Source organism: Schaalia sp. HMT-172 (assembly GCF_030644365.1).
Taxonomy (GTDB): domain Bacteria; phylum Actinomycetota; class Actinomycetes; order Actinomycetales; family Actinomycetaceae; genus Pauljensenia.
This window is the reverse complement of the sequence record NZ_CP130058.1, coordinates 1,086,287-1,111,841: the sequence shown is the minus strand read 5'-3', so window position 1 is coordinate 1,111,841 and position 25,555 is coordinate 1,086,287. Positions and strand designations below refer to the sequence as shown.

Annotated in this window: 16 protein-coding genes and 1 tRNA gene; 8 read left to right on the top strand and 9 right to left on the bottom strand. The window is 68.8% G+C overall.

Going from position 1 to position 25,555, the window contains the following annotated elements:
• Nucleotides 1-37 precede the first annotated feature (37 nt).
• A complete protein-coding gene (locus QU663_RS04600) occupies nt 38-9,271 on the top strand; it encodes a type I polyketide synthase (RefSeq protein ID WP_304990701.1) in 9,234 nt (3,077 codons plus the stop codon).
• A gap of 3 nt (nt 9,272-9,274) precedes the next feature.
• On the top strand, nt 9,275-9,739 hold the full coding sequence (locus QU663_RS04595) for a holo-ACP synthase (protein WP_296492677.1): 465 nt from the start codon (nt 9,275-9,277) through the stop codon (nt 9,737-9,739).
• On the opposite strand, the gene QU663_RS04590 is transcribed toward QU663_RS04595, so the two are convergent.
• Both QU663_RS04590 and orn read right to left on the bottom strand, forming a co-directional pair.
• Entirely contained in the window at nt 9,736-10,566 is an 831-nt protein-coding gene (locus tag QU663_RS04590; protein WP_021611854.1) for a single-stranded DNA-binding protein, read from the bottom strand. The two genes, QU663_RS04595 and QU663_RS04590, sit on opposite strands and share 4 nt — an antisense overlap.
• 232 nt (nt 10,567-10,798) lie before the next feature.
• Nucleotides 10,799-11,395 carry an oligoribonuclease gene (orn, locus tag QU663_RS04585; protein WP_034481288.1) on the bottom strand — a complete coding sequence of 199 codons (597 nt, stop codon included), beginning with the start codon at nt 11,393-11,395 and terminating at the stop codon, nt 10,799-10,801.
• Nucleotides 11,396-11,531: 136 nt separating this feature from the next.
• Here orn and ilvA point away from each other — a divergent pair, with 136 nt between their 5' ends.
• On the top strand, nt 11,532-12,818 hold the full coding sequence (ilvA, locus tag QU663_RS04580; RefSeq protein WP_034481292.1) for a threonine ammonia-lyase IlvA: 1,287 nt from the start codon (nt 11,532-11,534) through the stop codon (nt 12,816-12,818).
• A 174-nt stretch (nt 12,819-12,992) separates the two neighbouring features.
• Here ilvA and QU663_RS04575 read toward each other — a convergent pair whose 3' ends face one another.
• The 3 genes from QU663_RS04575 to QU663_RS04565 form a co-directional block, all read right to left on the bottom strand.
• Entirely contained in the window at nt 12,993-13,424 is a 432-nt protein-coding gene (locus QU663_RS04575; protein WP_021612676.1) for a winged helix-turn-helix domain-containing protein, read from the bottom strand.
• 300 nt (nt 13,425-13,724) lie between these two features.
• Complete coding sequence (gene metE, locus QU663_RS04570) at nt 13,725-16,046, bottom strand: 5-methyltetrahydropteroyltriglutamate--homocysteine S-methyltransferase (RefSeq protein WP_304990693.1); 2,322 nt, start codon at nt 16,044-16,046, stop codon at nt 13,725-13,727.
• Between the two features lie 83 nt (nt 16,047-16,129).
• Nucleotides 16,130-17,113, bottom strand: a complete 984-nt coding sequence (locus QU663_RS04565) for a methylenetetrahydrofolate reductase (protein ID WP_021611381.1) — start codon at nt 17,111-17,113, stop codon at nt 16,130-16,132.
• A 410-nt stretch (nt 17,114-17,523) separates the two neighbouring features.
• On the opposite strand from QU663_RS04565, the gene QU663_RS04560 reads away from it, so the two are divergent.
• Nucleotides 17,524-18,873 (top strand): IS256 family transposase, encoded by a 1,350-nt coding sequence (locus QU663_RS04560; RefSeq protein ID WP_304990692.1) that lies wholly within the window; start codon nt 17,524-17,526, stop codon nt 18,871-18,873.
• Between the two features lie 803 nt (nt 18,874-19,676).
• Here QU663_RS04560 and QU663_RS04555 read toward each other — a convergent pair.
• From QU663_RS04555 to rpmF, 3 genes are all read right to left on the bottom strand, one after another.
• Nucleotides 19,677-19,752, bottom strand: a tRNA-Arg gene (locus QU663_RS04555).
• Nucleotides 19,753-19,788: 36 nt separating this feature from the next.
• Nucleotides 19,789-21,060, bottom strand: a complete 1,272-nt coding sequence (locus QU663_RS04550) for a cation:proton antiporter (protein ID WP_021611537.1) — start codon at nt 21,058-21,060, stop codon at nt 19,789-19,791.
• Nucleotides 21,061-21,175: 115 nt separating this feature from the next.
• Nucleotides 21,176-21,346, bottom strand: a complete 171-nt coding sequence (gene rpmF, locus QU663_RS04545; RefSeq protein ID WP_003792889.1) for a 50S ribosomal protein L32 — start codon at nt 21,344-21,346, stop codon at nt 21,176-21,178.
• Nucleotides 21,347-21,521: 175 nt separating this feature from the next.
• Here rpmF and QU663_RS04540 point away from each other — a divergent pair, with 175 nt between their 5' ends.
• The 4 genes from QU663_RS04540 (at nt 21,522) to QU663_RS04525 (ending at nt 24,461) form a co-directional block, all read left to right on the top strand.
• The gene (locus QU663_RS04540) at nt 21,522-22,178 is read left to right on the top strand and encodes a YigZ family protein (protein ID WP_021611536.1); all 657 of its coding nucleotides are present in this window, start codon (nt 21,522-21,524) and stop codon (nt 22,176-22,178) included.
• Between the two features lie 36 nt (nt 22,179-22,214).
• Nucleotides 22,215-23,147 (top strand): cysteine synthase A, encoded by a 933-nt coding sequence (gene cysK / locus QU663_RS04535; RefSeq protein ID WP_021611535.1) that lies wholly within the window; start codon nt 22,215-22,217, stop codon nt 23,145-23,147.
• 91 nt (nt 23,148-23,238) lie between these two features.
• Nucleotides 23,239-23,883 carry a serine O-acetyltransferase EpsC gene (gene epsC / locus QU663_RS04530; protein WP_021611534.1) on the top strand — a complete coding sequence of 215 codons (645 nt, stop codon included), beginning with the start codon at nt 23,239-23,241 and terminating at the stop codon, nt 23,881-23,883.
• 86 nt (nt 23,884-23,969) lie between these two features.
• Nucleotides 23,970-24,461, top strand: a complete 492-nt coding sequence (locus tag QU663_RS04525; RefSeq protein WP_021611533.1) for a GNAT family N-acetyltransferase — start codon at nt 23,970-23,972, stop codon at nt 24,459-24,461.
• Nucleotides 24,462-24,516: 55 nt separating this feature from the next.
• Here QU663_RS04525 and QU663_RS04520 read toward each other — a convergent pair whose 3' ends face one another.
• The gene (locus QU663_RS04520) at nt 24,517-25,554 is read right to left on the bottom strand and encodes an Fpg/Nei family DNA glycosylase (protein WP_021611532.1); all 1,038 of its coding nucleotides are present in this window, start codon (nt 25,552-25,554) and stop codon (nt 24,517-24,519) included.
• Between the last annotated feature and the right edge of the window lies 1 nt (nt 25,555).

The following is a 25,555-nucleotide window of genomic DNA, read 5'->3' as shown; positions in this document are numbered from 1 at the left end:
CGTTTGAGAAGTATTGTCCCCGATTGAAAGAATGAACATGTCGTTTGTGTCCTCTCTGAATGAGACCCCCTACGCGCTGACCTTCGCCGGTCAGGCGACCCCGTGGCGCTCTGCGCTCGACGAGATTGCCCACGACCCCGAGATTTCCGCGATCGTCGCGGGGGTCATCGAGGCATCGGACAAGGTGCTCTCCCCCGTGCGCCGCTCGCTGGCCACTCAGTCCGTGTCGGTTCTTCCCTTCGCCCTGCCCGCCCCCGACGGTGAGGTGGCCGTGACCCGCGAGGTTGCTGGTCCGGATGAAGCTGCGCTGTCGGTTCCGGGTATCGTGGCCGCCCAGCTGGGCGCGCTCATCGACCTGACGCGCGCGGGCCTCAATATCGTGGCGAACCAGCCCACCGCGTTCGAGGGCCACTCGCAGGGTGTTCTCGGCGTGGAAATCGCTCGCGCCTGGATCAACGGGGACGAGGCCCGGGCTGCGACCGTGTTCGCGATCGCTCGCCTGATCGGTGCGGCCGCCGCCCGCGTGACGCGCCGTGCGCGCGCCCCGCACGCCGGGGACGCGACCTACATGGTGTCGGTGCGCGGCGTGTCCGACGCGCTGCTGACCCGCATCGTGGAGTCCCTGCCCTCGACGTCCCATCCGCTGTCGATCGCTCTGCGTAACGACACGGACACGCACGTCGTGTCGGGCGCCCCGAACGACCTGGCATCTCTGGTGGCAGCCATCGAGCGCGCCGCCGCCCAGGACAAGGCCGCGCACGACGCGCACGAGCGCGGCGGTCGCCCGCTGACCCCCGTGTGCGAGTACCTGCCGGTCTACGTTCCCTTCCACTCCCCCATGCTCGTCGACGCCCTCGCCCTCGTGGACGAGTGGGCCTCCGAGTGCGGCATTGACGCCGAGCTGGCTCACCGCCTGGCCGCCGCCGTCCTGACAACCCCCGTTGATTGGCCGGCGCAGATCCGCGCCGCCGCCGACTCGGGTGCCACCTGGATCGTCGACATGGGCCCGGGCGCGACCACGGTGCGCATGACCCGCGCCCTCGTGGAGGGCACCGGCGTTGGTGTCGTCGCCGCCGGAACCGCTGAGGATCGCGACAAGGCTGCGACCCCCGGCTGGGCCCCCGAGCCCGGCACCGATTGGTCGCACCTGCGCCCCGGCCTCGTGACCCTGCCTGACGGCAAGACCGTCGTGGACACCGCCTTCTCGCGTCTGACCGGCCGCTCCCCCGTTCTGCTGGCCGGCATGACCCCCACGACCGTAGACCCCGAGATCGTTGCCGCAGCCGCGAACGCCGGCTTCTGGGCTGAGATGGCGGGCGGCGGCCAGGTCACCGAAGAGGTCTACAACGAGAACCTGGCGGGCCTGCGCGCCCAGCTGCGCCCCGGCCACACCGCCGAGTTCAACTCCATGTTCCTGGACCGCTACCTGTGGAACCTTCAGTTCGGCCAGGCCCGCATCGTGTCGCGTTCGCGCGCGTCCGGCGCCCCCATCGATGGCGTCGTAGTCTCCGCCGGCATCCCCGAGCAGGACGAGGCACTGGCCCTCATTGAACAGCTGCGCGCCGACGGCTTCCCCTACGTGGCCTTCAAGCCTGGCACGGTCGACCAGATCCGCAAGGTCATCGCGATCGCCCGCGAGGCCGACCCGATCAAGGTCATTGTCCAGGTCGAGGACGGCCACTCCGGCGGCCACCACTCCTGGGAGGACCTGTCCGACCTGCTGCTGGCCACCTACGCGCAGCTGCGCGCCCAGTCCAACATCGTCCTGACCGTGGGCGGCGGCATCGGTACCCCCGAGCGCGCCGCCGACTTCCTGACCGGCGACTGGTCGGCCCGCTACGGCCGCCCGCCCATGCCCGTGGACGGCGTCCTCGTGGGTACCGCCGCGATGACCACGAAGGAAGCGCACACCACCAAGGCCGTCAAGGAGCTCCTCGTCGCTACCCCGGGCGTGCCCGACAACGACGATTTCGGCGGCTGGGTCGGCGAGGGCGTCACACGTGGCGGCATGACGTCGGGCCTGTCCCACCTGCGCGCCGACATGCACGAGGTTTCTAACGCGGCGGCCGCCGCCGCGCGCATCATCGCCGAGATCGGCTCCGACGGCGCCCAGGTGCGCGCCCGCAAGGACGAGATCGTCGAGATCCTCTCCCACACGGCCAAGCCCTACTTCGGCGATCTCGAAGAGATGACCTACGAGGCCTGGGTGCGCCGCTTCGCCGACCTGTCCTACCCGTGGGTCGACCCCACGTGGCAGATCCGCTACCACGACCTCCTCCAGCGCGTCGAGGCGCGCCTGGCCCCCGTGGACCACGGCGAGGTTGAGACCCTGTTCCCGACCGTCGAGGACGTCGCCGACGCCCACGCCGCCGCCGACCGCCTGATGGCGGCCTACCCGAACGCGGCGACCACGCACGTCACCCCCAACGACGCCGCCTGGTTCCCGGCCCTGTGCCGCTCCTACCCCAAGCCGATGCCCTTCGTCCCGATCCTGGACGACGACCTCATCCGCTGGTGGGGCCAGGACTGCCTGTGGCAGGCCCAGGACGAGCGCTACAGCGCCGACCAGGTCCGCATCATCCCCGGCCCGGTGTCCGTGGCCGGCATCGACCGCGTCGACGAGCCCGTCGCCTCCCTGCTGGGCCGCTTCGAGGCCGCTGCAGCGCAGCGCCTCGCCGCCTCGGGCACCGTCGCGACGCCCGTCGCCTCGCGTCTGGGCAACGGCAAGCCCGCCGCCACCCGCGAGGAATGGCTGCGCAAGGTCCCCTTCATTTCGTGGACCGGTCACCTCATGGCCAACCCGGCCTCCATCCTCGACGAGGAGCGCGTCTCCCTGAAGGCGACCGACACCGGCGTGGACATGGTCATCCACCTGGACACCGCCTGGGATAACGACCCGCGCGGCGCCGAGAAGCACGCGGTGCGCGAGCTGATCTTCCCGCTCGTCCTGTCCGGCGAAGACGGCGCGGTGCCCGTCATCGACGAGGCCAAGCTGCCCCAGCACATGTACGCGATGCTCGCGGCCACCGCCGGCGTGACCTCCGTGTCCGTCGCCGGCGACACCGTGGACGCACTGCCTGTGATGGTGCCCTCGACCAAGTCCGTGTTCGGCGAGGCCCACTACTCCTTCACCCTGGCCCCCACCCTGGGCTTCGACCACGCGGAGGCCACGGGAGCGGCCCTGCCCGCCTCCTACGAGCTCGCTGCCTGGGCGCCCGACGCCCTGCTCGGCCCCGCCTGGCCCGCGATCTACGCAGCCCTGGGGTCGGCCATCCACAACGACTACCCGGTCATTGAGGGTCTGCTCAACGCCGTCCACCTCGATCACTCGATCACGCTGGAGTACACGCCCGAGCAGATGCTCGCGCGCGGCATCACGACGATCGACGTGACCAGCCACGTGGCCGCCGTCGACGAGTCCTCCTCCGGCCGTATCGTCACGGTCGCCTTGGACCTGAAGGCCAACGGCGAGCACGTCGGCTCCACGCAGGAGCGCTTCGCGATCCGCGGCCGCGCCACCGGCAACCGCGCTCCCTCCGAGGCCGCTCCCTTCGGCGGCGCGCACGTCGAGGTCGTGGACACGCCCCGCTCGGTCTTGCGCCGCGTGAGCGTCAAGGCTCCCGACGACATGACGCCCTTCGCGATCGTGTCGGGCGACTACAACCCGATCCACACGTCCTACGCGGCCGCCAAGGTCGCTGGCATGGATGCGCCTCTCGTGCACGGCATGTGGCTGTCGGCCACCGCCCAGCACGCGGCCGAGGCCGTCGTCGCCGATCAGGGCGGCGCTCAGATCGCCGGCTGGACGTACTACATGTACGGCACTGTCGACCTGAACGACGAGGTTGAGATCACCGTCGAGCGCGTGGGGCGCGTCGTCGGCGGCGGCCTGTCCCTCGAGGTCACCTGCCGCATCGACAAGCAGGTCGTGTCTCGCGCGTCGGCTTACACCTTCGCCCCGAAGGTCGCCTACGTCTACCCCGGCCAGGGCATTCAGAGCGCCGGCATGGGCCTGGATGAGCGCACCAAGTCCAAGGCCGTGGACGAGGTCTGGCGCCGTGCGGACGCGCACACCCGCTCGGCGATGGGCTTCTCCATCCTGGCGATCGTGCGCGATAACCCGACCGAAATCGTGGCGCGCGGCGTGACCTACCGTCACCCCGAGGGCGTCCTGAACCTCACCCAGTTCACACAGGTCGCGCTCGCGACGCTGGCGATCGGCCAGACTGCTCGCCTGCGTGAAGAGGGCGTCCTGGTCCCCGGCGCGGCCTTCGCTGGCCACTCGCTGGGCGAGTACGACGCGCTGGCCGCCTACGCCGAGGTCTTCCCGCTCGAGACGGTCCTCGACTTGGTCTTCCAGCGCGGCTCCACGATGCACTCACTCGTGCCTCGCGACGAGAAGGGCCGTTCGAACTACCGTATGGGCGCCCTGCGCCCGAACCAGTTCGGCGTGGACGACGCTCACGTCGTGGAGTACGTTGAGTCGATCGCTCAGGCCTCGGGCGAGTTCCTCCAGATCGTCAACTTCAACCTGGCCGACCAGCAGTACGCGGTCGCCGGTACGGTCGCGGGCCTGAAGGCCCTCGAGGAGGACGCATCCAAGCGCGCCGCCGAGCGCGGCGGCAAGCGTCCCTTCATGTATGTTCCCGGCATCGACGTGCCCTTCCACTCCACTGTCCTGCGCAGCGGCGTGGCGGACTTCCGCACGAAGCTTGACGAGCGTATTCCCGCCGAGATCGATCCCGCGAAGCTCGTGGGCCGCTACATCCCCAACCTGGTGGCGCGTCCCTTCGAGCTCACCCGCGAGTTCGCCCAGTCCATCCTCGACGTGGTCCCCTCCGACACGGTGCGCGAGCTGCTCGAGGCTCCCGGAGCGTGGGACGCGGCCCTGGCCAACCCGGGTGCCCTGACCCGCACGCTGCTCATCGAGCTGCTGTGCTGGCAGTTCGCCTCCCCGGTGCGCTGGATCGAGACGCAGCGCGTGCTGCTCTCGACGCAAGAGGCCGCCCCTGGCGTTGCCGGCCTGGGTGTCGATCAGGTCATCGAGGTGGGCCTCGGCGCCGCCCCGACCCTGGCCAACCTGGCCTCGCGTACCCTGCTGGCCCCCGAGTTCGCGCTCTCGCGCGTCGATGTCTTCAACGTCCAGCGCGACGAGCCCCGCGTCTACGCAACCGATGTCGCCGTGATCGAGGACGAGGACGAGGAGGAGATCGCCCCGGCTACCCCCGAGGCGTCGGCCGCTCCCGCCGCTCCTGCTGCCCCCGCGGCTCCCGTCGCCGAGGCCGCTCCGGCCCCCGCCCCCGCAGCGCCCACCGGCGGCCCGTCTGGCGCCGACGTCGCGGACCTGCCCTTCACGGCGTCCTCCGCGATTCGTGCCCTGCTGGCCCTGTCCGCGAAGATCCGCCTCGACGAGGTCGGCGCCAGCGACACGACCGAGTCGCTCACCAACGGCGTGTCCTCGCGCCGCAACCAGCTCCTCATGGACATGTCCTCCGAGCTGGGCCTGAACTCCATCGACGGCGCCGGCGAGGCCGACGTGGCCACGCTGTCCGCCACGGTCGACAAGGCCGCTAAGGGCTACAAGCCCTTCGGCCCGGTCCTGGCCGAGGCCGTCAAGGAGCGCACGCGCAAGCTGTTCGGCGCCGCCGGCGTCAAGGCTGGCCGCATCTCCGAGCGGGTCACGGGCACGTGGCAGCTGGGCGCCGGCTGGGCCCAGCACGTGACCGCCGAGATCGTCCTGGGCACCCGTGAGGGCGCCTCGACCCGCGACGGCGACCTGGCGACCCTGCCGCTGGACGCCCCGACGAACGCCGCCGGCGTCGATGCCCTCATCGACGCTGCCGTAGCCGCCGTCGCGGCCCGCGAAGGCATCGCCGTCTCCCTGCCGAGCGCCGGCGGTTCCGCTGGCGGCGGCGTGGTCGACTCCGCCGCCCTAGACGCCTACGCGGCGTCCGTCACGGGTGAGGACGGCGTCCTGGCCAAGGCCGCTCGCACGATCCTGTCCGAACTGGGCCTGAACGCCCCCACCCCCACGGGCGAGGACTCCTCCGACGACGCGCGCGTCATCGACGCCGTCGCCGCCGAGCTGGGGTCGGGCTGGGTCGACCTGGTCGAGCCTCGCTTCGACGCCGCACGCGCCGTCCTCCTCGACGACCGCTGGGCCTCCGCCCGTGAGGACGTCGCCCGCTTCGTGGCCGAAGGCACCCTCGCCGAGGGCGCGTCCTTCGTGGGAACCGGCCGCGCTGTGGCTGAGCAGGCCTCGTACTGGGCGAACCGCCTGCGCGCCGAGGGCGACGCCGATCGCGCCGCTCGCCTCGACCAGATCGCGGCCGACGCTTTGTCCTCCTCTGAGGAGCTGCCCTACGCCGGTGACGTCGCCGTGGTCACCGGCATGACCCCCGCCTCCATCGGCGGCGCGGTCGTGGGCGGTCTGCTCGCCGGTGGCGCAACCGTCATCGCGACCTCCTCGTCGATCTCTGCCTCGCGCCTGGCCTTCGCTAAGGAGCTCTACCGCACGCATGCCGCGGGCGGCGCGAAGCTGTGGCTGGTTCCCGCGAACCTGGCCTCCTACCGCGACGTGGACGCGCTCGTGGAGTGGATCGGCACCGAGCAGACCAAGTCCGTGGGCGCCGACGTGAAGGTGACCAAGGAAGCCCTGGTCCCGACGCTGTTCTATCCCTTCGCGGCCCCGCGGGTCTCCGGCACGCTGGCCGACGCCGGCCCGGCGTCGGAGAACCAGCTGCGCCTGCTGCTGTGGAGCGTCGAGCGTTCCATCGCTGGCCTGTGCGCGATCGGCTCCGACACGCACGCCGACCACCGCCTGCACGTCGTGCTGCCCGGTTCCCCGAACCGAGGCATCTTCGGTGGTGACGGCGCCTACGCCGAGGCCAAGGCCTCCTTCGACGCGATCGCGACACGCTGGGCCGCCGAGCCGATCTGGGGTTCGCGCGTGTCGATTGCGCACCCGCGTATCGGTTGGGTGCGCGGCACCGGCCTGATGGGCGGCAACGACCCGATGGTCGCCGCCGTTGAGGCCGCGGGCGTTCGCACCTGGTCGACCGAGGAAATGGCTGAGCAGCTGCTCAAGCTGTCGAGCCCCGAGGTTCGCGCCCAGGCGGCCACCGCCCCGGTGGACGCCGACCTGACCGGAGGCCTGGACTCCTCCATCGACCTGCGTGCCCTGCGCGCCCAGGTCGAGGTCGGAGCCCCCGAGGCCGACGCCGCCGAGCCGGTCGCGACCGTCTCCGCGCTGCCCTCGCCCTCCCAGGTCGCCGTCCCCCACGTCGATCCCTCGCAGTGGGGCACCACCACTGCGTTGCTGGCCGACACGGTCGTCATCGTCGGTCACGGCGAGGTTGGCCCGTGGGGCAGCGCTCGTACCCGCGTCCAGGCCGAGCTCGGCATCCACACCGACGGCAGCGTCGAGCTGACCCCCGCGGGCGTGCTCGAGCTGGCGTGGATGACCGGCCTGCTGACTTGGTCGGACACCCCGGTGGGTGGCTGGTACGACAAGGACGACCAGCTGGTCCCCGAGTCGGAGATCTTCGTCCGCTACCGCGACGAGGTCGTGGCCCGTTCCGGCGTGCGTTTCTTCCACGACGACGGCCCGCTGCACGACGGCTACACGCCCGAGTCCGCGATGGTCTTCCTGGACCGCGACATCACCTTCACGGTCGAGGACGAGGCCGAGGCCCGCTCCTACGCGGAGGCCGACCCGCAGTTCACCGTGGTCGAGCAGACCGCGTTCGGTGAGTGGCAGGTGACCCGCAAGTCCGGCGCCCAGGTGCGCGTGCCTCGCCGCGCGACCCTCAACCGCCGCATCGGCGGCCTGTTCCCCACGGACTTCGATCCGGCTCGCTGGGGCATCCCGGCCTCGATGCTGGACTCCATCGACCCGATCGCCGTGTGGAACTTGGTCTCGGCCGTGGACGCTTTCGTGTCCGCCGGCTTCAGCCCCGCCGAGCTGCTGCGCGTCGTCCACCCGGCGACCGTGGCCTCCACGCAGGGCACCGGCTTCGGCGGCATGCGCTCGATGCATAAGCTGTTCGTCGATCGCTTCCTGGGTGAGGATTACCCGCAGGACATCCTGCAGGAGACTCTGCCCAACGTGGTCGCGGCCCACACGATGCAGTCCTACGTGGGCGGCTACGGCTCGATGATCAACCCGGTCGGCGCCTGCGCGACCGCTGCGGTGTCCATCGAGGAAGGCCTCGACAAGATCAAGGCCGGCAAGGCTGACTTCGTCGTGGCCGGCGCCATCGACGACATTCAGGTCGAGTCCATCGTGGGCTTCGGCGCGATGAACGCGACGGCGAACTCGAATGAGCTGCTCGCCCGCGGCATCTCCTCGCGCTTCGTCTCGCGCGCCAACGACCGCCGCCGCGGCGGCTTCGTCGAGGCGCAGGGAGGCGGCACCGTGCTGCTGACCCGCGGCTCGGTGGCCCTCGAGATGGGCCTGCCGGTCCTGGCGGTCGTCGCGCACGCGCAGACCTTCAGCGACGGCGCGCACACCTCGATTCCGGCCCCCGGCCTGGGTGCCCTCGCTGTGGCGCGCGGCGGAGCCGACTCGGCTATCGCCCGTAACCTCGGCGAGCTCGGCGTGGGTATCGACGACGTGGCCTTCGTGTCCAAGCACGACACGTCCACGAACGCCAACGACCCCAACGAGTCGGACCTGCACACCCGCGTCGGCAAGGCGCTGGGCCGCACCCCCGGCAACCCGCTGCTCGTCATCTCGCAGAAGACCCTGACGGGTCACGCGAAGGGTGGCGCCTGCGTGTTCCAGGTCGGCGGCATCATCGACGTGTTCCGCACGGGCCTGATCCCCGCCAACGTCGCGCTGGATTGCGTCGACGACGCGATGGAGCAGTACAGTCCGCTCGTGTGGCTGCGTTCCCCGCTGAACCTGAACTCGCGTGGTCCGGTGCGCGCTGCGTTCGCGACGTCGCTCGGCTTCGGCCACGTCTCTGGCTTCCTGGCCCTGGTCAACCCGGCGGCCTTCGAGGCCATCGTGGAGCGTGAGGCCGGACGCGAGGCGCTTCACGCATGGCGCGCCGCCTCCGACCGTCGCCTGCGCAACGGCCAGCGTCACATCGAGATGGGCATGCTGGGCCACGCCCCGCTGTTCACCTCGGTGGAGGGCCGCCGCCTGCCCGACGACCCGGCCTCCGGCGTCGCGGGTGACGCGCACGAGGTCGAGGCCGCGATCCTGCTGGATCCGAACGCACGCCTCGGCGAGGACGGCTTCTACCACCTGCCGGAAGGCAAGTGAGCGATGCGCGGGCTCGGCGTTGACCTGGTGTCCCTCCCTGAGTTTGCCGCTCAGGTGAGGGAGCCGGGCTCGGCCTTCCTAGCGGGCGTGCTGACGCCCCGGGAGGCCCGCCGGGTCCGCGCCCGCGCCGCCGCCACCTCGGGCGCACAGCCCGGTTCCGCCCGCTTCGAGGAGGCAGTGGCCCGTCACGCGGGCGGCCTGTGGGCCGCGAAGGAGGCCTTCGTCAAGGCGTGGTCCTGCGCCCTCTATGGCCGCCCTCCCCTCATCGGCACCGACGACGTGGACTGGCGCGAGATTGAGGTGGTCCACGACGAGTGGGATCGCCCCGCGATCGCCCTGCACGGCCGCGTCGGGGCCGCGTGCGAGGAATCGCTGGGGGCGGCCTCCACCTGGCGCGTCTTCGTCTCCATCAGCCACGACGGCCCTAGCGCCATCGCGCAGGTGATCATCGCTCACGCGCCCGCCTAACAGTCGCCCAGCACATCCCCCTCCTGTTCATCGGGTGGCTCCGGGGTGTGCTCCACAGCCGAATAATCAAAGCGCGACACCGCGCTCATACACGGGTCCGAGGACTGCTCCTCGGACCCGTCGTGCATGTGAAGGAGGGGGCCAGAGCGCTCAGCGGGCCCGCGCCCGTCATTCGCGTGAGCCTCAACGTCGGGCTGGACCGCAAGGGACGGCACTCCCCGATCGTCACCGGGCGCAGCGCTTGGTGCATCGACGGACACACAGGCTGGCTCACCCGCTCCTTTGGGCTCCGCTCCCCGCGCGTCGGTCGTGCCCTCACCGTGGGGCTCCCCCAGCTCCGCGGGGGCGAACCCCGCCGCCCCGTTCCCTCGCTCATCGGGCAGGGCCTGCCCCTGCCTCGTCGAAAAAGGATCGTCCGGGCTGCCGGCAGTCGGCTCCTGCGTCGAATGAGCCCCGTTCTTCGTGTACCGCGACGTGCCCTTCGCCATGTCGTGCCCGACCGCGCTCGCCCGGAAGACGATGGAGGAGCGAATCTGCCCGTTCGCGTCCACCCACGCGTTCGGGACAGGTCGGGCCACCACGATCACCGGATCGCCCTTGCAGCAGCAGCGAACCACGTTGTCGGCCAGCTTGTCCCACGTCTCAATCGTGTACCAGTAGGCCCCGTCCTCCACGTAGGAGGCGTTGCCCGTGCGCGCATCGACCGTAAAACGCCAGCGGGGAATCGCCAGGCGAAACGTCGTCACACACGTGTCTCCCTTGATGTGTTTCATCGTCGGGACCGAGCCGATACGCCCCTTCAGGGTCGTCGAAATATCCTGCATCATTGCTTCCCTTTCCGCTTGTCCCCGGCGAGTGCCGGATGCGTCCAGGAAACCCCCGTGCCTGCCCTCCCAGCAAGCGAACGCAGAGCGCCTGTGGATAGCCGACGCACCGACGCGGCCCCTGTGGATAATCCCCGACACCCATCGGTGCCTGTGGACGCGCGAACCCCGTGCACGCATGCGAAAAGGCGGCACCCCGCACCGGGATGCCGCCTCACGCGAATAGGACGAGGAATCAGGCCTCGGCCGCCTCGCCCATGGTGGGAATGCCGAGAGCGACGACCTCGCGAGCCACCTCACGTGCGCGCTCCGTCGTCACCGGCTCAGCCGGGAAGAGAACGCGACGGTAGTACTCCAGCTCCTGGATGGACTCGAGGATGTCGGCCAAGGCACGGTGGCCGCCGTGCTTATCCGGCGACTCGGCGAAAGCCGCACGGTACCAGCGCTTAGCAAGCTCCTTAATGGAGGACACGTCCACGAGACGGTAGTGCAGGTGGTTGATGACGGAAGGCATGTTCGCCTCGAGGAACATCTTGTCGGTGCCCACCGAGTTGCCCGCCAGGAGCGCCTTGCCCTCCTGAGGCACGAAACGCTTGATGTAGGACAGGACCTGCTCGGTCGCTTCCTCCATCGACACGGCGTCGGTCTTGAGGTCCTCGAGCAGCCCGGAGGAGGTGTGCATGGCGCGCACGAAGTCGTTCATGTTCTCCAGGGCGGCTTCGGGGGGCGTAATAAGGACGTCCATGCCGGGGTCGACGATCCGCAGGTCGCCGTCGGTGACCACAACCGCCACCTCGATAAGGGCGTCGCGCTCGACGTCCAGGCCAGTCATTTCACAGTCGATCCAGACCAGGGGATCTTTCAGAGTTTTCACGCTCCCCATGGTAGTGCGCGACTCGTCATACGGTTGGGTGGGTCGCACCGGCGGTGGCGACTACTACACTGGAGGGGTATTGGAAGGAGTTTTCATGCCCGCTAGTTCTCACGTGACCACGCCCAAGGATATCCAGCAGGCCGCGGCCGCCCTCGACGGGGTGGCCGTGCGCACGAACCTGGAGCGCTCCGAGCGTCTCTCCTCCGAGGCCGGCGTCGATATTCTGCTCAAACGTGAGGACCAGCAAAAGTGCCGTTCCTTCAAGGTGCGCGGCGCCTACGCCCGCATGTCGCTCCTGTCCCCCGCCGAGCGCGAGCGCGGCGTCGTGTGTGCGTCGGCCGGTAACCACGCTCAGGGCCTGGCCTACGCGTGCGCGCACCTGGGCGTGCGCGGAACAATTTATCTGCCCTCGAATACGCCCCGCCAGAAGCGCCGCCGCATCGCGACGATCGGTGGGACGTGGGTCGAGCAGGTGATTGTGGACGGCACCTTCGACCGTGCCAACGCGCTGGCGCAGGAGGCGGCGCGCGCGACGGGCCGCACCTACGTTCACCCTTACGACGATCCCTACACCATTGCCGGGCAGGGCACGATCGGCGTGGAGCTTGAGGAGCAGATGCCCGAGAACACTGCCGCCGTGCTGGTCCCCGTGGGTGGCGGCGGCCTCGTGGCGGGCATCGCGACGTGGCTGCGCGCGAACCGCCCGGAGGTGCGAATCATCGGCGTGGAGCCCACGGGTGCGGCGTCCATGCATGCTGCTCTGGAGGCGGGTCAGCCGATGTCGCTGGCGAAGGTCGATCCCTTCGTGGACGGTACGGCGGTGGGCCGGGCGGGCGCGCTGCCTTTCCATATCGCCTCGCAGTTCGTCGACTGTGTGCTGGTTGTGCCCGAGGGCGCGGTGTGCACGGAAATGCTGGAGCTGTACCAATCCGACGGCGTCATCGCCGAGCCCGCAGGCGCCCTCGCTTCGACGGCCGCTCACGTGTACCTGACGGATCCGGCGGATCGCAAGGCCCTGCTGGGCCGCTCCGACGGCGCGATCGTGTGCGTCGTGTCGGGCGGCAACAACGACCTGACGCGCTACGCGGAGGTCATGGAGCGTTCTCTGCGCCACGAGGGGCTGCGTCACTACTTCCTCGTGACGTTCCCGCAGCAGCCGGGCATGCTGCGCATGTTCCTGGAGGATGTGCTGGGTCCCGCGGACGATATCGTGCACTTCGAGTACACGAAGAAGAATAACCGCGAGCTGGGGCCGGCCCTGGTGGGTATTGATCTGACGAACCCGGATGATATCAACGGGTTGCGTCATCGGATGGAGGCCTCTCCCCTGCACGTGGAGGAGCTGCCGTTGGATTCTGAGATCACGCGGCTCGTGATCTAAGAGAGGGCTCAGCGTCGCAGAGGGGCGCGGCTTCGATGGACGAGGCCGTGGCCCCTCTCTTTTGTTGCTGTCCGCGGGCGCGTGTCCGGGATGGGAGCCGCCCCGGATTGAAGCATGGGCCGTGCGGGCGGTGGCCGGGTGGGGTGCGGCGGCGGGGCCGCGGCGCGGAGGGGATCAGGCGGCGAGGGCGACGGGGCGGGTGACGCGCACGCGCACCGCAGGCGTGGAGTTGAAGCGGTAGCCTTGGCCGCGCACCGTCGAGATGAGGTCGGGCAGGATGGAGAGCTTCTTGCGCAGGCGTCGGATGTGGGCGTCGACGGTGCGCGAGTCGGCTCCGAGTTCAGAGTCGGCCCACACGGACGCGAAGAGCTCGTCGCGGGTGACGGCGCGGTCGGCGTTGGATGCCAGATGGGCCAGGAGGTCGTGTTCCTTGGCAGAGAGCCCGGCGTCGCTGCCGTCGAGGGTGACCTGGCCGCGGTCGATGTCGATGTCGATGCGAGAGGAGCTCAGGCGCAGGCCGGCGAGGACGTCAAGGAAGTCCTCGTAGGAGGTGGGGCGGTCGTCGGCGGCGCGGACGGAGGAGGCGGGGGTGTTGACGAGGGTCATGGGTGTATCCGATTCTTCGGGGCCGCACTCCCACTATCGGCGTGGGTATATCACTGCGGCGGTGATTGACAGGGGTATCTGGGGCGTCAATCACATACACATTCGCGACATCATGCCACCGCAGGGGCAGCACATGGGGTTCGCGAAGGTCGTCATGGCTCTAGTCTGTCGGACGGTTTCCATCCGGGCAACACGGCGTCCGTACAATGAGACTGTGTAACAGTGGCGTCCGTGAGGTGGGCAGACGGAAAGGGGCGGGACCAACGGGTCCCGCCCCTCACCTATCGCCTAGAAGAAGCCTCAGCTCTCCAGGCCGCGCTGGGCACGCACTTGTCGAGTAGCGGAGACAAGGTTGTCCAGCGACGCCTTCGTTTCCTCGTAGCCGCGGGTCTTGAGGCCGCAGTCGGGGTTGACCCACAGGCGCGAGACCGGCACGGCGTCAGCGGCCAGTCCGATGAGCTCGGCGAGCTCTTCGGTGCTGGGCACGCGGGGGGCGTGGATGTCCCACACGCCGGGGCCGATGCCGTGGTCGAAGCCAGCCTCGGCGAGCTCGGGGACGACCTCCATCTTGGAGCGCGCCGCCTCGATCGAGGTGACGTCGGCGTCCAGGCCCTTGATGGCGTCGATGATCTGGCCGAACTCGGAGTAGCACAGGTGGGTGTGGATCTGGGTGTCGGGACGCACGCAGGAGGTGGCCAGGCGGAAGGATCCCACGGACCAGTTCAGGTAGTCGGCGTGGCGGTCGGCGTCCAGGGGCAGGAGCTCACGCAGGGCGGGCTCGTCGACCTGGATGGCGGCGATACCGGCGGCCTCGAGGTCGGCGACCTCGTCGCGCAGGGCCAGGCCGATCTGGTCGGCAATCTCGCCGAGCGGCAGGTCGTTGCGCGGGAAGGACCACGCGATGATGGTGACGGGGCCGGTGAGCATGCCCTTGACGGGCTTGTCGGACAGCGACTGAGCGTAAGTGGTCCACCCCACGGTCATGGGGGCGGGACGGGAGACGTCGCCCCACAGGATGGACGGGCGCGTGCAGCGCGAGCCGTAGGACTGGACCCAGCCGTTGCGTGTGGCCGCGAAGCCGTCGAGCAGCTCAGCGAAGTACTGCACCATGTCGTTACGCTCGGCCTCGCCGTGGACCAGGACGTCTAGGCCCAGCTCCTCCTGCAGCTTGATGACGGAGGCGATCTCTTCTCGCATGCGTGCCTCGTAGTCCGCGTCGGAGAGTTCGCCGCGCGCGTTGGCGGCGCGGGCCTTGCGGATCTCGGTGGTCTGCGGGAAGGAGCCGATCGTCGTCGTGGGCAGCGGGGGCAGGTGCAGGCGCTCGGTCTGGGCGGCCTCGCGCTCCAGGTAGGGCTCGCGGGTGCGGTCGGCCTCGGTCAGGGCGGCGGTGCGGGCGCGGACCTCGGGGCGCACGACGCCGGGGGCGGCTGCGCGCTGCGTGAGGACGCGGGTTGCCTCGGCGACCTCGGGGTCGATGGCCTCCCAGCCCTCGTCCAGGCCGCGGGCCAGGGTGACGACCTCTGCGACCTTCTGGTCGGCGAAGGCCAGCCAGGCATGCAGGTTCTCATTGAGCGTCGCGTCATCCCAGGTCTCCAGCGCCGTGTCGTGAGGCACGTGCTGGAGGGAGTTGGAGGTGGCGACGGTGACGCGTGCGGCGCCCAGGGCCTGCGCCGCCTTGAGGGTCTCGCGCAGCTGGGCCAGGTCGGCGCGCCAGATGTAGCGGCCGTCGACGGCGCCGACGACGAGGGTGACGCCGGACAGGTCCGCGCCCTCGGGTAGCGAGCCGCGCAGCGTGTCGACGTGGAGGGCCTCGACGCCGGTCTTGGCGAGGGCGCCCGCCGCGCGGGAGGCGTCGCCGTAGGGGGTGGTGAGCAGGATCTGGGGGCGTTCGGTCGCGGCGGCGAGGCGCGTGTAGACGCGGGCCGCAAGCTCCCCCAGCTCGGCGCGGCTGCGCGAGAGGTTGTCGGAGGTGAGGGCCGGCTCGTCGAGCTGCACCCAGGGGGCGCCCGCGGCGTGCAGGGAGGCCAGGGCCTGCGCGTAGGCGTCCACGGCCTCGTCGATGCGGGTGAGCGGGTCGAAGTCGGGGGTGGCCGGGTCGGCCTTGGCCAGGGCCAGGTAGGTGACGGGGCCGACCAGGACGGGGCGGGTCACGTAGCCCCACTCGCGGGCGTCGGTGAAGCGGCGGGTGATCGTGTCGTCGGCGAAGCGCAGGGGCGTGTCGGGGCCGATCTCGGGAACGAGGTAGTGGTAGTTCGTGTCGAACCACTTCGTCATCTCTTCGGGGCCGACCTTGTCGTCGCCGCGGGCGAGCGCAAAGTAGAGGTCGAGGCCCGCCCGGCCGGCGAAGCGCGGCGGGATGGCACCCAGGAGGATCGTGGCGTCCAGGACGTGGTCGTACAGGGAGGGCGCGTCGGCCAGGGACGCGTCGGAGGGGTTCAGGCCGAGCTCGACGAGGCGCGCGAGGTTCTCCTTGCGCAGATCGTTGGCGGCCTGGATCAGCTCGGCCTCGGTGATGCGCCCGGCCCAGCGGGCCTCGAGGGCGCGCTTGAGCTCGCGGCCGCGGCCGATACGGGGATAGGCCAGGATCGTGGCGGTGGGGAACTGCGCGGGGGCAGCGGACATGGTGTTCTCCTTGGGTGTGCTACTCGTGCGGCGCACGCGGGCGTGGCCCGCACCCGGCCGCGGGGTGGATTGAAGGGGTGCGCTCAGTTGCGCGTGAAGGGGTGTGAGGTCGGGGACCACTGCGGGTCCGGCGTCACGCCCATGAGGGCAAGGATGTCGAGGACGGGCTTGGCCTTGTTGAAGGTGTAGAGGTGCACGCCGGGGGCGCCCGCGTCCAGGACAGAGTGGACGAGGCGCGAGCCGAAGACAGCGCCGAACTCGTCGCGCGCATCCTGGTGGGGGTAGTCGGCCAGCGTCGTCAGAAGGTATTCGGGGACCTCAATGCCGGTCAGGTCCTGGACGCGGCGCAGGCGGGCCGGGTCGGTCGCGGGCAGCAGGCCCGGGACGATCGGGATGGTGACGCCGGCGCGGCGCGCTAGCTCGACGAAGGACGCGTAGACGTCGGCCTCCCAGAAGAGCTGTGTGATCGCGAAGGAAGCGCCCGCTGCCTGCTTAACGAGGAGGCGCTCGACCTCCTGCTGCTGGGTCGTCCCGGCGGCGGGGTTACCGGCGGGGAATGCGGCGACCGCGATCGTCAGAGGCTTGAAGGCGGAGCGTAGGGCCTCGCCCGGGTGGGCGTCGCAGCGGCGCTTTTCGACGGTGCGAATGAGGTGGATGAGTTCCGTAGCGCTGGCGACGCCACCGGGTCCGGGGGTCCAGTCTTCTTGCCCGACGGGCGGGTCACCGCGCAGAGCGAGGAAGGTGCGCACGCCCGAGTCGAGGTAGTCGTAGACGGTGGAGACGACCTCTGAGGTCGAGTTACCGACGCAGGTCAGGTGCGCGATCGGCTGGATCGGCGTGTCGCGCACGAGGCGCTGGACCGTTGAGCGGGCGTTGTGGCGGTCCTTGCCGCCGGCGCCGTAGGTGACGGACATGAAGTCGGGGCGGACCTGGAGGAGACGGTCGACCGTGTCCCAGAAGGGGGCCTCGAGGGAGGGCTTGCGCGGGGGCATGACCTCGAAGGACAGGAGCGTGGGCTCGTGATCGTGGGTGCAGGGACAGGCGTAGTCGTCGTCAGAGAAGGGCACGTTGGGACTCTCGTGTTGGGGCACTGACCCGCCTGGGCGCGCGTTGGCTGCCGGTGTGGTGGCGGGTGGAAGCCTGGGGAATGGTGGACGTCGGCGTCAGCTGCACATTCGGGCACGAATGGACCCGCACATGCGACGGGCGATGTTCGTTCGTGCGTTCATGACCCCAGTATCTCCACCTTCACGCAGGTCACGCAGGGGCGGTCCACGTAACGGGAGTTTGTGACAGCGCCCGTCTCACATCCGTGCCGGAGATGAGGTTCAAGGGCACTTCGTGTCGTCGATGCCCCACGAGAATTCACATTGCCGCAGGCCTGTCCGCTTTCTGGTGTCCATCCGACAAGCTGCGCTCGGCGCCGAGGCGTGTTTAATTGTCTGTGTATCCGTCTTTTGTTTGAAAGGATTGATGCATGATGAATGATGATGATGTTGTTGTGGCTCGCGCTAGTGGGCGTGAGACGGTGGAGGAGCTTCGTCGCTCGGGGGCGTTGGATGCGTTGTTTGAGCGTCTTGATGCTGGCGAGGTGGAGATGACGGGTAGCGAGGGCTTGTTGCCGGCGTTGCTTAAGGAGGCGTTGGAGCGCGGGTTGGCCGCGGAGCTGACCGAGCACTTGGGGTATGAGAAGGGCCAGGCCAGTGGGCAGGCGCGCTCGAACACGAGGAACGGCACGACGAAGAAGACCGTGATGTCGGAGGTGGGAGCCTTCGAGATCGAGGTTCCCCGGGACCGGGCGGGCTCGTTCACCCCGCGCCTGGTGCGTAAAGGACAGCGGCGCCTTGATGGTTTGGATTCGATGATTATCAGCTTGTATGCCGGGGGGATGACGGTACGCGATATCCGCCATCACCTGGCCTCCACCCTGGGCGTGGAGGTGGGCGCTGGGACGATTTCTACGATCACTGACGCGGTGTGCGAGGCCGTCTTGGAGTGGCAGCACCGCCCCTTAGAAGCGTTCTACCCGGTGATCTACCTGGATGCGATCCGCATCAAAGTCCGATGCGATCACAGGGTGGAGAACCGGGCCGCTCACCTGGCGGTCGGAGTGGACATGGAGGGGGTCAAGCATGTGCTGGGCATCTGGGTCCAAGCCGATGAAGGCGCCTCCTTTTGGGCCCACGTGTGCGCCGAGCTGGCCAACCGAGGCCTACGCGATGTCCTGATCGTGTGCTGCGACGGACTTACTGGCCTGCCTGAAGCCATCGAAGCGACCTGGCCCCAGTCCATGGTCCAAACCTGCGTCGTTCACTTAATCCGCGCCTCCATGCGTTTCGTGTCCTACAAGGACCGCAAGAGCGTCGCCGCGGCTCTCAAGGCCGTGTACAGCGCGCCCAACGAGGAAACCGCCCGAGGGGCGCTGGAGGACTTCGCGGCCAGCGACCTGGGAGCGCGCTACCCCCAAACGGTTGCCACCTGGCAGCGCGCCTGGCAGCGCTTCACGCCGTTCTTGGCGTTCCCGCCCATGCTGCGCCGCGTCGTGTACACCACCAACGCTATCGAGTCCTTGAACTACCAGCTACGCAAAATCACCAAGAACCGCGGGCATTTCCCCAGCGAAGAAGCCGCCGTCAAACTCTTGTGGCTCGCCATCTGCGACATCGAAGACAAACGAGCCGCCCAGCGCCTCGCAGACGCTGGCAAACCCCCCAACAAACGAACAGGACACACCCGCCTCATCGAAGGACACACCACCACCAACTGGAAACAAGCCCTCGCCCAACTCACCACCGCCTACCCCGACCGAATCACCCCCTACCTCTAACCCCCATACACAGAAAAATTGACAGGCTCCGGCGCCGCAGTCTCACCCCCTATCCGTACCTCGCGGGTCGCGTTGCATTCCCCACGCGCAGATCTGCACGGGTTCCAGCCCTGAGTTCTGTCTGTACCCCGCCGAACACTTCGTTCAGCACATTCACGGATAGGTTATGAGCATCCGGATAGGTTATTCGCATCCGGATAGCTTATTAACCTATCCACATCGTCATAACCTATCCGCATGCGCAAGTCAGCCCCGCCAAGCACATCCGTCACAACGGCGACTCGCTGCCTCAGCAACACGATGCGCCCCTCATGCGCTCGGACAGCGTCGATTGACGTAGTCGAATAGCAGTCACCATCGTTGTGTGCACTATCCCCGTTGCACGCATATGTCTCTATCGCGCGACCTCACATCTCCACCGGAAATGACTGTGCCCAGTGGGACGATAGGGATGCCTCCACGGCGCCACCCCGGGACACCTGTATTCCTGCTGGGGAGCGGTTGCGTTGAGAGGAGGTGACTGGGCAATGGCTAAAGACCATCGTCAGCCTCGACGGCGGCGAGGCCTTGACAGGAAGCAGAAAGCCCAGATCGCCGTAGCAGTGATCACGACACTGCCGCAGCTGATCTGGGCAATTGCATTCCTGCTGAGCACCCTGATGGGTAGCTAAGACCATCCCGGAAACCGGGGCGTCGAACAGCTGCAACTGTTCGGCTCCCCCCATTATGCCACGCTTCCCCGGTTCGGGCGGCCGCATAACGACCAACAACGACGATTCGTGGCGAGCACCCGCATCACAAGCTGGCGCCTCCGACAGGACTCGAACCTGCAACCTCGGGATTAGAAGGCCCTTGCTCTATCCATTGAGCTACGGAGGCATGGCGCGGGTGCGCCGCTTGTAAGACTAGCGGACCTTAGGCGTGCTTTCCAACGGCGCGGCCCATCAGGAAAGCGACGAGCGGGAAGACCAGCACCGACATCGCGCCGGCGACGACGAGCAGGGATGCCAGCCACGCGGGCAGGACGCCCGTCGAGACGCCCAGTCCGGTGACGGCGACGATGATGGGCAGGCCAGTCGCGCCGTACAGGCCGATGCGCGTCGCGTCCGTCCAGCCGACGCGTTCGATCGAGCCGTGGAAGTGTTCCATGAGGACGATGGGCGCGCCGCGCACCACGAGGATCGCGCCGACGAAGGCGACGAGCAGGAACGGGTAGCCCGCGACCGCGCTCAGCGAGACGTTCATGCCCGAGGTGACGAAGAACAACGGGATCAGGAAGGAGAAGCCGAGGGTACGCAGCTCGCCCTCGACCATCGTGAAGTTGCCGGGCGCCAGTGCGCGCACGATGATGCCGGCCGCGAAGGCGCCGAGCACCATGTCCAGCTCCATGACGGCGGACAGCGCCATCAGGCCGGTGAGCACGACCATAACGACACGCATGAGCGTCTTTTGGGACGTCTGCGCCCCGTGCAGGATCGTCCGACCGATCGCCGGGTGTTTGAGGATAAATCGCGTCGGAATGGCGACGGCGACGACCGACGCTACCGCGAAAACGAGCAGAATAATCGCCGAGGCCCACGGGCTGCGGGCGGACAGCAGCAGCGACATAGCGATGATGGGAGCGAGCTCGCCGACGGCCCCGTGCACGAGGACGGCCTTGCCGATCGTCGTCCCCATGACGCCGGCTTCCATGAGGATGGGAAGCAGGGTGCCGAGCGCCGTCGAAGTCAGCGCGATCGCAAGCGCGATGTATGTCGCGGCGGCGACCCCGGTCGTGCCCGACGCGGCCACCGCCGCCCAGGACACGGCCAGCCCGATTCCAAAGCATGCCAGCCACGTGAGCAGCGAGCGCCTGCCCGCCCGGCCGTGCACTTCCTCCACGTCGATCTCGGTTCCTGCGATGAGGAAGAGCATGCCCATGCCGACCTCGCGGAATACGGCAATCGGCTCGGTTGAGGCCGCCAATCCCAGGCCGTTCGGGCCGACGATGACGCCGAGGATGAGGAGCCAGACGACGTCAGGCACGCGCTTGTGGGTGAGCGACGAGAGCAGGGGCGCAACGGCTGCCGCGGCGGCGATGATGAAGAGGGAGATGATGGAGCCCTCCGTGTCGGTGGTGGAGGAGGCGGCGACGAGGCCGTGGCTCGCTCCCCCGCTCGCGGTGAGGATCGCGGTCGTCAGGTTCATATGTCTTCCTTGCTCGGTGTGAGGCTCGAACGCTCACGACGGGGTGCACGGTAGCGGATCGTGGGCATGACAAAGGCCCGGGACAACTGTCCCGGGCCCGTGCGCGGATGCGAGGTCAGCCCTCGACGTCCAGGAGGCCGTTCTTGTATGCCTTGGCCAGGCGGCGGGGCACGCGGATCTCACGGCCGGCGACCTTGACGGTGTTCAGCTCGGTAAGATCAGCCTTCCAGGTAGACCGGCGGGTGCGGGTGTTCGCACGGGACATCTTACGCTTGGGAACTGCCATGTCTTACCGCTCCTCTTCTTTCTCGACGACTATTCTGATCGGTGCGCCACGCGGGCGCACGGCGACAACCCGACTAGACTACCACGGACCCCGAGCATGTGGCATATCGCGCGGGCGGGTACGCCTGCGATCCTGGTTACAGACCGAGGGGCGCCAGCTCGCCTAGACTGGGCTCATGTCCGTTCTTCGCACTCTCGCCGCCGGCACGCTCCTCACGCATGAGATCGAGATTAAGCGCTCCCGCTTCATCACGACGCTGGCCAGGACGGATACGCCCGAAGAGGCCCGCGCGCTCATCGACGCGGTCAAGTCGGAGCACCCGCAGGCGCGCCACAACTGCTCCGCCTATCTTATCGACCCGCCCGACGCGGCCCCCCTCCAGCATTCCTCCGACGACGGGGAGCCCTCGGGAACGGCAGGTACCCCGATGCTGGAGGCTCTGCGCGCCTCCGACACGTGGAACGCAACCGCCGTGGTCACCCGCTATTTTGGTGGCATCCTCCTGGGCGGGGGCGGCCTCGTGCGCGCTTATTCGACGTCCGTGTCCGAGGCCGCCCGCCGCGCCCCGATCGCCTTCCTGGTCGGACGCGACGTCCTTTCGACCCGTTTGAGCCCGGCTGACGCAGGCCGCATCGAGTCTGAGCTGCGCGCGCGTGGCGCCACGATCCTCGACACGCAGTGGGCCGCGGAGGTGACGCTCACGATCGGGATTGATCCGGCGCAGCGGGACTCCTTCGACGCGTGCCTGGCCCAGGCCTCGTCGGGTGTTGCAAAGTTTCGATACGTGGAAACGCGCCGGGTTGAACTAGACGAGGCTCCGAGCGGGGGATAACAATTCGGGGGTACCACTTTCTTGGAAGGACCCCTCATGGCACGTATCGCCTCCACCGTCGCCGACCTGATCGGCGGCACCCCCCTCGTCCGCATTAACCACGTCGCCGGTGACGGCGTGGACGTCGTCGCGAAGGTCGAGGCCTTCAACCCGGCTTCGTCTGTGAAGGATCGCATCGCCCGCTCGATCATCGACGCGGCCGAGGCCTCGGGCGCCCTGGCCCCCGGCGGCACGATCGTCGAGGCCACCTCCGGCAACACGGGCATCGCCCTGTCGATGGTGGGCGCCGCGCGCGGCTACAAGGTCGTCATCGTCATGCCCGCCTCGATGTCCGTCGAGCGCCGCGCGATCGTGCGCGCCTTCGGCGCCGAGCTGGTCCTCACCGACCCGAAGGGCGGCGTCTCCGCCGCCGTCGCCGAGGCTGAGCGCATCGCGGCCGAGCGCCCCGGAGCGATCATCGCCTCCCAGTTCACGAACCCCGCGAACCCCGCCGCGCACATCGCGCACACCGGTGAGGAGATCTGGGCGGACACCGACGGCCAGGTTGACGTGTTCGTCGCCGGCGTGGGCACGGGCGGCACCATCTCGGGCGTCGCGCGCGTCCTGAAGGACAAGAACCCGAACGTGCGCATCGTCGCCGTGCAGCCCGCCGAGTCCCCGCTGCTCACCGGCGGCACGCCCGGCCCGCACGGCATTCAGGGCCTGATGCCTAACTTCGTGCCCGACACCTTCGACGCCGACGTCGTCGACGAGGTCGTGTCCGTCGAGACCGCCACCGCGCTCGAGTTCGCGCGCCGCGCCGCCGCCGAGGAGGGCCTCCTCGTGGGCATCTCGTCGGGCGCCGCTTTGGCGGGCGCCGCGGTCGTCGCGGCCCGCCCCGAGCTTGCCGGCAAGAAGATTGTCACGCTGCTGCCCGACACGGGTGAGCGTTACCTCTCGACCGCGCTGTTCGCGGGCCTCGAGGACTGATCTTCCCCGCTTGACGCGCTAAGGTGGCCCCGGATGGAATATCCGGGGTCACCTGTGCGTTTCCGTCTGAGTCAACCATCCAGGAGGAACCGTGAAGCTCACCGTACGCGCCCTGTCGAAGACCCTGTCGCGCGCCCTGCCCACCAAGGCGCTCGGGCTCTTCCGCGAGGACCTCGTGACGGCGCAGCGCCGCGACCCCGCAGCCACTTCCGCCCTGGAGATCGCCCTGACATACCCGGGCGTGCACGCCCTGTGGACCCACCGCGTCTCCCACGCGCTGTGGTCCCACGGCGCCCACACTCCCGCGCGCGTTCTCTCCTCCATGGCCCGCGCCGTTACCGGCGTGGACATTCATCCCGAGGCCACCATCGGGCGGCGCGTCTTCATCGACCACGCGACGGGCGTCGTCATCGGCCAGACCGCCGAGGTCGGCAACGACGTCGTCATCTTCCACGGTGTCACCCTGGGAGGCGTCGCGATGACGCCGGGCAAGCGCCACCCAACCGTCGGCGATCACGTCATGATTGGCGCGGGCGCGAAGGTCCTGGGCCCCATCACCGTGGGCGCGGGTGTCAAGATCGGCGCGAACGCCGTCGTGGTCAAGGACGTGCCGTGCGGCAACGTGGCGATCGGCGTGCCCGCGCGCCTGCTGCCCAAGCCGGAGAAGGACACGCGCGACCGCGATCTGATCGTCGATCCGAACTATTTCTTCGACGAGCCGGCGCTCTACATCTGAGGCGGCGTCTTCCCTCGTCAGCACCGGTCCGGGGCATTCTTGCCGAGACCCGTGACAAAGTGAGCACCCTCACCTATAGTTGGTTTATGGAAGCTCGAACTCTACATGCCCCACTGGACGCGTTGTCAGCGGCGAATCGCCCCCAGGGTATTGAGATCGCCACACTCACGACATTCGACATCCCCGCGCTCGCGGTGCTCACCCTCGAGGCCTACGACGAAGCTGTCACGCCCGAGGCGCTCATGGAAACATCCGAGGAACTCCGCCTCACCTTCGAGGGCGCTTTCGGTGACACCACCGAAGACTCCTTCGTGGGGGCCTGGGACGGAGGAACCTTGGTCGGCGCGATCCTCGTCGTGCGCGAATCCCCGTGGGACGACGCACCGGACGGGCCCTTCGTCGTCGACTTGATTGTCGCGCCGGACTACCGCAGGCGAGGCATCGCAACCGCGCTCGTCTCGGAGGTGGCGTCCAGGTGCACGCACTGGGGTTTCGACACCCTGGCCCTGCGTCTGGATGCGCGCCACGGAGGCGCCCGCGAGCTCTACTCGATGCTCGGTTTCGAGGAGATCGCCTGACAAACGACGAGGAGTGCGAGCCAGCGCCCGCGCTCCCCGTCGATTGTTCGCGCGCTCAGCGCTGGCAGGACGGACACCAGAACAGGCGTCGGTTCTGCATGAGCGCTTCGCGGATCGGCGTCCCGCAGCGCAGGCATGGACGGCCTGTGCGGTGGTAGGCGTACCAGCGCGAGGCCTCTTCGTCCCCCTCGATCGGCGGGTTCGGGGCCTCGTCAGGGTCCATCGTGTCCAGGCGTCCGGCGGCCAGGCCGCGGTTCATGAGGTCACAGATGAGGACCCACAGCTCCCGCAGGCGCTTGAGGGAGATGTTGGCGCCCTTACGGTGCGGAGAGATGCCGGCGAGGAACAGGGCGTCGGCGCGGTAGATGTTACCCACGCCCGCGACGATCGACTGGTCCATGACGATCTCGCCGATGGCGCGCTTCTTCGAGTGGGCGACCTGAGCGAAACGCTCCATGGCCTCGGCGTCGGAGCGAGCCCCGGCGTCCAGGGGGTCGGGCCCCAGCTTCGCCTCCGCCTTGATGCGCTCCTCATCCGTAATCAGATCGCAGCGGTTAGGGCCCACCAGGTCGGCGACGGCGTGATCGTTGAACAGGCGCAGGCGCACGGCACCGACCGGCTCCGGAGGCTCCCACTCCCCCGCTTTGGCTTCGCCGAAGCCCTCGCCCCAGCGGGTCTCGGAGTGGCCGTTCCACTCCCCCTTCGCGACGTTGGGGATACGGTGGGCGACGCCGTGTCCCTCGTCGACGACGGTCTCGTCGCCGTTGAAGCGCCACCAGCCGTACAAGCCCAGGTGGATGTGCACCCACCGGTCCGGCCAGGGCGCATCCTCACCGAGGAGGGGTTCCCCACTGCCGGCCGCGGCGCCCTCGAGGAGGGACACCCCGGCCTCGTACGTCTCACCCGGGGCGGGCGGGACGAAACCGATGAACATGTGTTTGCCGTGCACGCGCACCCGCTGCATCACCCACCCGTCCAGGAGGGCGGCCGAGGACGCGAAGCGCCCCTGCGGGGACGATGCCGAGACGGTACCCCCGACGAAAAGCTCGTCGAGGGTACCGGCTAGGCGACGGACTGCATCGCCTTCAGGCATG

Excerpts from the sequence above, each read along its gene's own strand:
- QU663_RS04550 (WP_021611537.1), bottom strand. The coding sequence starts at position 21,060 with ATGAACCTGACGACCGCGATCCTCACCGCGAGCGGGGGAGCGAGCCAC.
- QU663_RS04590 (WP_021611854.1), bottom strand. The coding sequence starts at position 10,566 with ATGATGCAGGATATTTCGACGACCCTGAAGGGGCGTATCGGCTCGGTC.
- QU663_RS04560 (WP_304990692.1), top strand. The coding sequence starts at position 17,524 with ATGATGAATGATGATGATGTTGTTGTGGCTCGCGCTAGTGGGCGTGAG.
- ilvA (WP_034481292.1), top strand. The coding sequence starts at position 11,532 with ATGCCCGCTAGTTCTCACGTGACCACGCCCAAGGATATCCAGCAGGCC.
- metE (WP_304990693.1), bottom strand. The coding sequence starts at position 16,046 with ATGTCCGCTGCCCCCGCGCAGTTCCCCACCGCCACGATCCTGGCCTAT.
- QU663_RS04595 (WP_296492677.1), top strand. The coding sequence starts at position 9,275 with ATGCGCGGGCTCGGCGTTGACCTGGTGTCCCTCCCTGAGTTTGCCGCT.
- QU663_RS04575 (WP_021612676.1), bottom strand. The coding sequence starts at position 13,424 with ATGACCCTCGTCAACACCCCCGCCTCCTCCGTCCGCGCCGCCGACGAC.
- orn (WP_034481288.1), bottom strand. The coding sequence starts at position 11,395 with ATGACTGGCCTGGACGTCGAGCGCGACGCCCTTATCGAGGTGGCGGTT.
- cysK (WP_021611535.1), top strand. The coding sequence starts at position 22,215 with ATGGCACGTATCGCCTCCACCGTCGCCGACCTGATCGGCGGCACCCCC.
- QU663_RS04540 (WP_021611536.1), top strand. The coding sequence starts at position 21,522 with ATGTCCGTTCTTCGCACTCTCGCCGCCGGCACGCTCCTCACGCATGAG.
- QU663_RS04520 (WP_021611532.1), bottom strand. The coding sequence starts at position 25,554 with ATGCCTGAAGGCGATGCAGTCCGTCGCCTAGCCGGTACCCTCGACGAG.
- QU663_RS04600 (WP_304990701.1), top strand. The coding sequence starts at position 38 with ATGTCGTTTGTGTCCTCTCTGAATGAGACCCCCTACGCGCTGACCTTC.
- QU663_RS04525 (WP_021611533.1), top strand. The coding sequence starts at position 23,970 with ATGGAAGCTCGAACTCTACATGCCCCACTGGACGCGTTGTCAGCGGCG.
- rpmF (WP_003792889.1), bottom strand. The coding sequence starts at position 21,346 with ATGGCAGTTCCCAAGCGTAAGATGTCCCGTGCGAACACCCGCACCCGC.